Genomic DNA, 8,674 nt, shown 5'->3' on the forward strand with positions numbered 1-8,674 from the left:
CCTCCGCTCTCCCCGCAGCACCACTCCCCCGCAGACTCCCTCCGGAAGGACGACCCCCGATGCCCACTCGCTGGTACCCGGTCGAAGAGGCCGGCGACTCGCTCTTCACCACCGCGTCCGTCTACCTGACCCGCACCGTCGACGTTCCCTACCCGGCCGAGGAGACCTGGGCGGCCCTGACCGACGACTCCGGTCCGGCGCACTGGACGAAGGGCGTGAAGCGGCTGACCTGGACCACTCCCCGGCCGTTCGGGGTCGGCACGACCCGGGAGGTCGAGACCTACGGAGGCTTCGTCCTGCGCGAGCGCTTCTACCGCTGGGACGAGGGACACCGCAAGACGTTCACCGTCGTCGAGAGCACCCGCAACGTCTTCCGAAGCCTCGTGGAGGACTACGTCGTGGAGTCCACCCCGGACGGCTCCCGGCTCACCTGGCAGTGGGCCGGCGAACTGCACCGCCCGTGGTCGCACATGAAGGGCGTGGTGAAGCGGCTCGTCCTGGAGCCGACGGCCGAATCCCACATCGGCGGACTGCCGGCCCACATGGCGGCCACCCGCTGACACCCGCTGGCACCCGCTGGCACCCGCTGGCACCCGCAAGAGCCGGACCACCACCGAACCGAACATCAGCAGGAAAGGACGCACATGTGTGGGATCGTCGGCTGGATCGCCTTCCAGCGTGACCTGACGAGGGAACGCTCCACCCTGGACGCGATGACCGCCACCATGGTCTGCCGCGGCCCGGACGCCGGGGGCACCTGGGTGTCGCCGCACGCCGTCCTGGGGCACCGTCGGCTGTCGGTCATCGACCTGGAGGGCGGTGTCCAGCCCATGACGGTGGACACCCCGGACGGCCCGGTGGTGATGACGTACAGCGGTGAGGCGTACAACTTCCGGGAGCTGCGCGACGAACTGCGGCGCCGTGGGCACGAGTTCCGTACCTCCAGTGACACCGAGGTCGTCCTGCGCGGCTACCTGGAGTGGGGCGAGGCGGTCGCCGACCATCTCCTCGGCATGTTCGCGCTGGGTATCTGGGACGGCCGTACGGACCGCCTGATCCTGCTGCGCGACCAGCTCGGCATCAAGCCGCTGTACGTGTACGAGACCGAGGACGGTGTCCTGTTCGGTTCGGAGACCAAGGCCATCCTGGCCCATCCGGCCGTGGAGGCCGTGGTGGACCGGGACGGCTTCCGGGAACTGATGGGGTACGTCAAGGAACCGGGCCAGGCCACGTGGAAGGGCATGCGGGAGGTCAAGCCGGGCACGATGCTGATCGTCGACCGGGGCGGGGTCCGCGAGCGGGTCTACTGGCGGCTGGAGGTCGACGAGCACCACGACGACACGGAGACCACGGTACGCCGGATCCGTGAGCTGCTGGAGGACAGCGTCAGCCGGCAGCTGGTCGCGGACGTGCCGCTGTGCCTGCTGCTCTCCGGTGGTCTGGACTCCAGCGCCCTGACGGCCCTGGCCGCGCGGAAGCTGACCGAAGAGGGCCGGCAGGCCAGGACGTTCACGGTCGACTTCGAGCAGCCGGACGACTTCCGCGCGGACGAGCTCCGCGGTTCGCCGGACGCCCCGTTCGCCCGCGAGGTCGTGGACCACGTCGGCACACTGCACAGCGACATCAAGCTGGACCACCGGGAGCTGGCCGACCCCGAGGTACGCCGGACCGTGGTCGCGGCCCGCGATCTTCCGTTCGGCTTCGGCGAGGGCGACAACTCCCTCTATCTGCTGTTCAAGGCGATCCGCGAGCATTCGACGGTGGCTCTGTCCGGCGAGGGCGCCGACGAGACGTTCGGCGGCTACCCGTGGTTCCACTCCCCCGCGGTGCAGCAGACCGCGACGTTCCCCTGGGTGAAGCGCCTGGCGCCCACCAGGCTGTACGAGCCGGAGCTGGCGCTCGGTGCCCTGGACCTGCCCGGCTACCTGGCGCAGCGCTGGTCCGACACGGTCGCGCAACTGCCGTCCCTGCCCGGCGAGGACGCGCACGAGCGCCGTATGCGCGAGTTCTGCTTCGTCCATGTGACCAGCGCGCTCCCCACGTTGCTGGACCGCAAGGACCGGATGAGCATGGCGGTCGGCCTGGAGGTGCGGGTTCCGATCTGCGACCACCGGCTGGTGCAGTACGTCTTCAACACGCCGTGGTCGATGAAGGCGTTCGACGGCCGGGAGAAGAGCCTGCTGCGCGCCGCCGTGCGCGACATGCTGCCGGCTTCGGTGGCGGAGCGGCCCAAGGCGGGTTACCCGCTGACCCAGGAGCTGGACTACGTCGGGGAGGTACAGCGCCAGGTCGGCGAGCTCCTGTCCGACGACCACCGCGCGGTGGAGTTCTTCGATCGGGCGGCACTCACCGAGGCCGTGCGCGAGAAACCGGAGGCGCTGGAGCGTGACACGCGTGATGCGTTCGAGCAGGTCCTCGACCTGTCCGTCTGGCTCGACCTCTACCGCCCGACCATCAAACTGTCCTGACCCCGCGTCACCGAGCCTGTAGAGGGGCACGGCCTCGGCCGTGCCCCTCGCCCACCCCAGGACGGGCGGAGTGCCGCTCCTCAGTCGGACTTGGCGAGAGCGAGCAGGCTCGCCTGGACCTCGTCACCCAGTTCGCGCATGAACGGCCGACTGAAACAGGCGGTGTGGTGCGGGAACTCGATGGCGAGGCGGCCGTCGAACGTCGTGACGCAGGCCATGATCGGGCTGCGGCCCGTCTGCGGGAAGTAGTGCTCGCGAGCGGGCGTGAGCCGCACATCGGTGAGGCGCAGGCCCTCCGGCAGGCGCGGGCCGGACACGGCGCCCATGTTGGTGACGATGACCGTGCCGAGGTGGAGTGTCGGATGCCGCGGGACCGACGGCATGATCCGCATCTCCCGGAAGTGGTCGCCGCGGTCGAGGAAGTCCCGCATGCCGTCGCCGACTTCACGCGCCAGCTCCAGTACGTCGGTGTCCTCGCCGACGGGCAGGGTCTGAAGGCGCATGGTGACCGCCGCGACCATGAGAGTGGCGGGCACCGGCGGCGACAGACGCGAGCGCAGATCGACCGGTGACACGCAGCCCAGGACGCGCGGGTCCGTGCCGTCCATGCGCCGGCGGGCCGCGAGCAACAGGGCGGCGCTGATCAGGGCGTGCACGGACACACCTTCCGCGCGGGCCCGTTCGCGCAGCCCCGCGGTCGGTTCGGTGTCGAGCAGCAGCCGCCGGACCTCGATGCGGTGAGGCTCCTCGGGCGCGTCCTCCGTCGCCTTCACGTCGTACGCGACGAGTTCGACCGGGTGGCAGCCGACGTTCTCCACACGCTGTTCCAGGTACTTCGCCGTCTCGGCCGCGTCCGACTGGGGCAGCAGTGTGCTGATGGGCTCGGGGAGTTCGGCCACGGGCGTTCGCGGGGCCAAGGTGTCGCCCATGAGCTCCCGGTAGCGGTCCCAGAGGGTGTTGAGCAGGGCGATCCCGCTGTGTCCGTCGGTGATCACGTGGTCGATGCTCAGGACCACGATGTGCCGCTCCTTGTCGGGGTCGCTCACGAGGACCGCCCGGGTCAGCGGACCACCCACCGTCAGCGGGGTGTTGAACTCCTCCCCATACGCCTCCTCGCCCCCGGTGCGCGTCCGCAGCCGGGGCCGCTGGGCCTCCGGGAGGAGTTCGAGGGCGTGGCCGTCACCGTCCGGGACGATGCGCGTCAGGAGCTGCGGCTGCTCCGCCGTCACCGCCTCGAACGCCGCGGACAGGGCCGCCGAGTCGACGGGACCGTCCAGGGCGCAGGAAAGGACCGCCCTGCTTCGCTGGGCTACGTAAAGGTTTTCCACGGGGCACAGCACGCGTCGCATGCGCATCACCTTTCCAGCACTGCGGCGATAGCTCTCGGGGTGGGATTCCGGTAGAGGTCGCGGGTTTGCAAGGGCGGCAGGCCCTTTTCCCGGAAGACGGCCGACAACCGAGTGGCGAGCAGGGAGTTCCCGCCGATTCCGAAGAAGTCGTGGTCGGGTCCGACGGTGAATCCGAACACCTCGCTCCAGGTCGAGCACACCTGTGCGAGTAGCCCGGACTGTTCGCCTGTCGCCGACTCCTCTTCGGCGGGGCGGGCGTTCCCGGGCATGGCGGGCCGCGGTGCCGGGAGTTCGCCGACGTCCAGCTTTCCGTTGATCGTGCGGGGCATCTCCGACAACGGTGTCCAGGTACTGGGCAGCATGTACGGCGGCAGGACCTTGGCGGCGCGTTCCCGCACCTCCGCCGTCCCGTACGCGGTCGCCGCGTCTTCACGGAAGATCAGATAGGCGTCGAGCCGGAGGCCGCCCGCCTGGTCACGGCCGGGGATCACCACGGCGTCGGACAGTGCCGGGTCCTCCAACAGGACGGCCCGCACCTCGTCCGTCTCGATGCGGTAGCCGCGTATCTTGACCTGGTTGTCCAGTCGGCCCATGTGCTCGATACGGCCGTCGGGAAGGAGCCTGCCGCCGTCGCCGCTGCGATACGTGCGGCCGCCGGTGACCGGGTCGTCGAGGAACCGCTCGCCGGTGAGCTCCGGGCGATCGAGATAGCCGAGCGCCACTCCGGCCCCGCCGACGTGGATCTCGCCCCGTACGCCCTGCGGGAGCAGCCGGCCCCGGCTGTCCCGGACCGAGACGCTCCAGCCCGGTACGGGACGGCCCACCGACCGGTCACCGTGCAGTATCTCCGTCCGTGTCACGGTCTGGGCCGTGACGTGCACCGTGGTCTCGGTGATGCCGAACATGTTGACGAAGCGGCACTGTGACCAGCCGTCCGCGTCCAGGCAGGGCCTGAGGACACGGGGGTCCAGCGCCTCTCCGCCGAAGATGAGCAGCCGCACCGACACCGTCCCGTGAGCCGGAGCCGTGTCCGCACCGCCTGCCGCGCCGGGCCGGCAGAGCCGGGCGAGTTCGCTGAACGCCGAAGGTGTCTGGTTCAGGACGGTCACCTTCTCCGACACCAGCAGTTCGAGGAACGACTCCGGTGACCTGGCCGAGAAGTACGGGACGAGCACCAGCCGTCCGCCGGTGAGCAGACAGCCCCAGATCTCCCACACGGAGAAGTCGAACGCTACCGAATGGAACTGCGACCACACGTCGCGGGCCGAGAAGGCGAAGTCGGAGCGGGTGGCTTCGATGAGCGCGGTGACGTTCCGGTGCGGAACGACCACTCCCTTGGGGTGTCCGGTCGTACCGGAGGTGTAGATGACGTAGGCCGGCTGTCCGGGGTCGGTCCGGTCGATCACGGGGATGTCCGGTTCGGGCTCGGCGCGCAGGGCCAGGTCGGCGACGGATACCGTGCGCACCGAGGGGATACCCGGATCCGACGCCTTCTCCGGGCCGATCACGAGCCGCAGGGCGGCGTCCTTCGCCGTGTACGCGAGCCGCTCCACGGGATAGCCGACATCCATGGGGACGTATGCCGCGCCGCTCTTCAGAACGGCCAGGAGCACGACCACCAGATCGGTGGAGCGTTCCATGCAGACCCCGACCCGGTCCCCGTGCTCCACCCCGAGGGACCTCAGCGCGTGTGCGAAGCGGTTGGCCCGCGCATCCAGCTGCCGGTAGGTGAGGGTCTCCCGCTTGTGGCTGACCGCCACCGCGTCCGGCTGAGCGGCGGCGACCTCCTCGAAGGAACGGTGGACACAGCGGGGTTCGGCGTCGAGCGGACCGCCGTCCGCCAGTTCGCGGATCGCGGCCTCCTCGTCGTCGTCCAGGAGCCGGAGACGGTCCACGGGCGTCGCGGGAGGCTGTTCGAGAAGTTGTCCGAGGACCGCGGTCAGGTGCCGGCAGTACTGTTCGACCAACTCCCTGCCGTGGCGGCTCTCGTCGAAGAGACACACGGCCTCGTCGCCGAACCAGTGGACGACGAGGGGCGCACCGGGCCAGGTTCCGGGGAAGTACGACACCTCATGACCGGAGCCGGGGCTCTCCTCGTCGAATGCCACGGTGATCCGTGGCGTCCCGGGCTCCTGGCCGCCCCAGGCCTCCTGCCGGTCGTCGGCGGGCCGGGCGAGGCCGTCGAGGGCGGTCCGCGCCCGCGCGAGCAACTCCCCTGTCGTGTCCGCCCCCGTCACCGTCAGCGTCAGCGGCACGGCTTCTTCCGCCGCGCCCAGCACAGCGGCGCTGCGATGGCGGCGCCGCACCACGCCCACGGTCACGTCGGTACGGTCCAGGTAACGCATCGCCGTGTACGCGACCGCGGCCAGCCGGGCGGCACGGGACGGTGGCGTGTCCGGCGTCGTGGGCACCGTGAACCGGTGCGCCGCACGGCAGTCGGGACCACCGCCATCCGCTCCGGCGTCGGCCGCCTCACCCTCCCCGTCGCCCGGTCCGGCAACCGGCAGATCCCACCACAGCCGTCGCGGGGAGCTGTCGGGACCGCCCGCCACGGCTCGGGCGACCGAGGTGAGGGACGCCCGGTCGAGACACCCGCGGGCCGCGGTGAAGACGAGCTGGTCACCGTCCTCGCACCGCAGGACCACCAGGCGCACCGGCGCTGGGCCGTACAGGGGTACCGGCCGCAGCAGTTCCCGGTGCAGTGTCCGCACCGCCCGCGGGTCGTCCGACCGGTGCGGCACCTGCTCCAGCCACACCTTCCCGGGTTCCTCGGCGCCTTGCCGTACCACAGGGCACCCGGCGACGACGTCCCGCAGGCGCTCGGCGAGGACCTCCGGGTCCGCTCGCGGACCACCGCTCAGGACGATCGCGTGATGGTCGAGGGGCTTGGAACGCTCGGTGGGCGAGAGGGCGTCGTACGACTCGTAGGCGGTCAGGACCGCTGGCATCTGGGCTCCCTGTCTGATGTGCGGGCTCGGGGCTGCCGCGCCTACTTGGCCGTGAATCCGCCGTCCACGGTGACCACGCTGCCGGTGACCCCGCGTGAGCCGTCACCGACCAGCCACAGCACCGCTTCGGCGACGTCACCCGCCTCGACGAGCTCGTTGGTCGGCTGGGCTTGGACGAAGATCTCCTCATGCTCGGAGACGGGCACGTCCAGGGACTTGGCTATCTCGGAGAGCATGCGTCCTTCGAGCACCGGGTCGTCCCGTACCGATCCCGGGCACACGGCGTTCACGCGTACCTTGAACGGCGCGTAGTCCAGGGCGGCGGCACGGGTCAGGCCGATCAGTCCGTGCTTGGCCGTGACGTAGGCGGCGAAGTTGCGGTAGCCGACCAACCCCGCGGTGGAGGAGATGTTGACGATGCTGCCGGAGCGCTGCCGCGCCATCGTCCCGCCGACCGCCCGCGTCATGCGCCAGGCGCCGAAGAGGTCGACGTCCAGCATGACGCTCCACTCGTCCTCGCCGATCTCGTGGACCGCCTTGCCCGAGGGAGCGGCGATGCCGGCGTTGTTCACCACGGCGTCGACGCGTCCGAAGCGCTGGACGGCCGTGGCGACCACGTCCTCGACCGCACGGAGATCACGGACGTCGGCCGGGCAGGAGAGAACGGCGACGTCGTGCGCACGGCACAGCTTCTCCGTGTGGGCCAGCTGGCCCTCGGTGCCGAGGGCGTACGGGACGAGGGGGAGATCGTCGGCGACATCGACCAGCACCAGGTCGGCGCCGGCGGAGGCGAGCAGTTCGGCGCTGGCGCGGCCGATACCGCGGGCGGCGCCCGTCACGATGATCGTCTTTCCGCGCAGGCTCATGCCCATGCCTTGAGTTCGTCATCGATGAGCTTCAGCAGCGGCCCCGGGTACTCGGTCAGGTACATATGGCCGCCGGGGAGTTCCTCGAAGCGGAACCCGGACCGGGTGACCGGTTCCCACTGCCGTGCCTGATCGGCCGAGACCAGTGTGTCGTCCAGGCCGCGCAAGGACGTGATGGGCGCGTCGAGCGGATCGTGCGCGGTCGAGACGTACGCCTCGTGCGCCTCCACGTCGGCGCGGAGTGCCGGCAGCAGAAGTTCCAGCAGCTCCGGGTCCTGCATGGTCGGGTGGTCGTATCCGGCGAACTCACTCACCCTGGCGAGGAACTCCTCGTCCGGGAGCCCGGTGGCGCCGGCCTCGCGCCTGGTCATGGGGCCCGCCGAACCGCTGACGAAGAGGTGGGCCACCGGTATCCCCTTCCTCTCGCGCAGGTGACGCGCCATTTCGTAGGCGAGTACGGCTCCGAAACTGTGGCCGAAGAGGGCCACCGGTCCCTGCGACAGGCCCGGCTCCGCGGTGAGTTCGCCGGCCAGCGACTCGACCGCCGTGAGGACGTCCGGGAAGGGCGGATCGTCGAGACGCCTCTCCCGTCCGGGGAGCTGGACGGGACGAATCCGGGTGGCTTTCAGGTCGTATCGCTGCCAAGGGGTGAAGAAACTCGCGCCTGCTCCTGCGAACGGGAAGCACAACAGCGGGACAGTCATGGTGGGCGTGGCTCCTGTCAGTCGCCTGTACAGGCTGTCGGTCGGGGTGGGATGTCAGCGGGCGGCACCGGAGCGCCCGTGCGCGGGGCGCGGTGGAGCGGCGGGGGCGTGAGGGAGGTCGGGCGCTCCCGCGAGGCAGGGCGCAACGGGCCGCGCGTACGGCGGCCATGGCAGGTGGCTGCCGGCCGGCGGCCTGTCCATGACGTAGCCCACGATGCCTTCCGCTCTCTTCGATGCGCAGCGACGTGCCTGCGGCGCGTGCGAGGCGAACCGACTGTGCCACGGGCCTCCTTGAGCCGCCCTGGAGGCAGCCTGGAGGTGTCCCCGGGCGTCCGCCGC

The 8,674-nt window shown here is 70.6% G+C and carries 6 protein-coding genes; 2 read left to right on the top strand and 4 right to left on the bottom strand.

The genetic code is table 11. From position 1 onward, the window contains the following. Nucleotides 1-59: 59 nt before the first annotated feature. Nucleotides 60-560 (top strand): SRPBCC family protein, encoded by a 501-nt coding sequence (locus FNH08_RS14320; RefSeq protein ID WP_152771854.1) that lies wholly within the window; start codon nt 60-62, stop codon nt 558-560. Between the two features lie 84 nt (nt 561-644). Next, nucleotides 645-2,468 (top strand): asparagine synthase (glutamine-hydrolyzing), encoded by a 1,824-nt coding sequence (gene asnB, locus FNH08_RS14325; RefSeq protein ID WP_152771855.1) that lies wholly within the window; start codon nt 645-647, stop codon nt 2,466-2,468. Nucleotides 2,469-2,548: 80 nt separating this feature from the next. On the opposite strand, the gene FNH08_RS14330 is transcribed toward asnB, so the two are convergent. Genes FNH08_RS14330 through FNH08_RS14345 form a run of 4 tightly spaced genes read right to left on the bottom strand, consistent with a single transcriptional unit; the run spans nt 2,549 to nt 8,335 of the window. Then, nucleotides 2,549-3,817, bottom strand: a complete 1,269-nt coding sequence (locus FNH08_RS14330; RefSeq protein WP_152771856.1) for a phthiocerol/phthiodiolone dimycocerosyl transferase family protein — start codon at nt 3,815-3,817, stop codon at nt 2,549-2,551. 5 nt (nt 3,818-3,822) lie between these two features. Then, nucleotides 3,823-6,765, bottom strand: a complete 2,943-nt coding sequence (locus FNH08_RS14335; RefSeq protein ID WP_152771857.1) for a non-ribosomal peptide synthetase — start codon at nt 6,763-6,765, stop codon at nt 3,823-3,825. Between the two features lie 41 nt (nt 6,766-6,806). Next, entirely contained in the window at nt 6,807-7,631 is an 825-nt protein-coding gene (locus FNH08_RS14340) for an SDR family oxidoreductase (protein WP_152771858.1), read from the bottom strand. Next, nucleotides 7,628-8,335 carry a thioesterase II family protein gene (locus FNH08_RS14345; protein ID WP_152771859.1) on the bottom strand — a complete coding sequence of 236 codons (708 nt, stop codon included), beginning with the start codon at nt 8,333-8,335 and terminating at the stop codon, nt 7,628-7,630. Before FNH08_RS14345 ends, FNH08_RS14340 begins: the two co-directional genes overlap by 4 nt. Nucleotides 8,336-8,674: the final 339 nt, after the last annotated feature.

It is taken from the genome of Streptomyces spongiae (assembly GCF_009377185.1).
Taxonomy (GTDB): Bacteria; Actinomycetota; Actinomycetes; order Streptomycetales; family Streptomycetaceae; genus Streptomyces; species Streptomyces spongiae.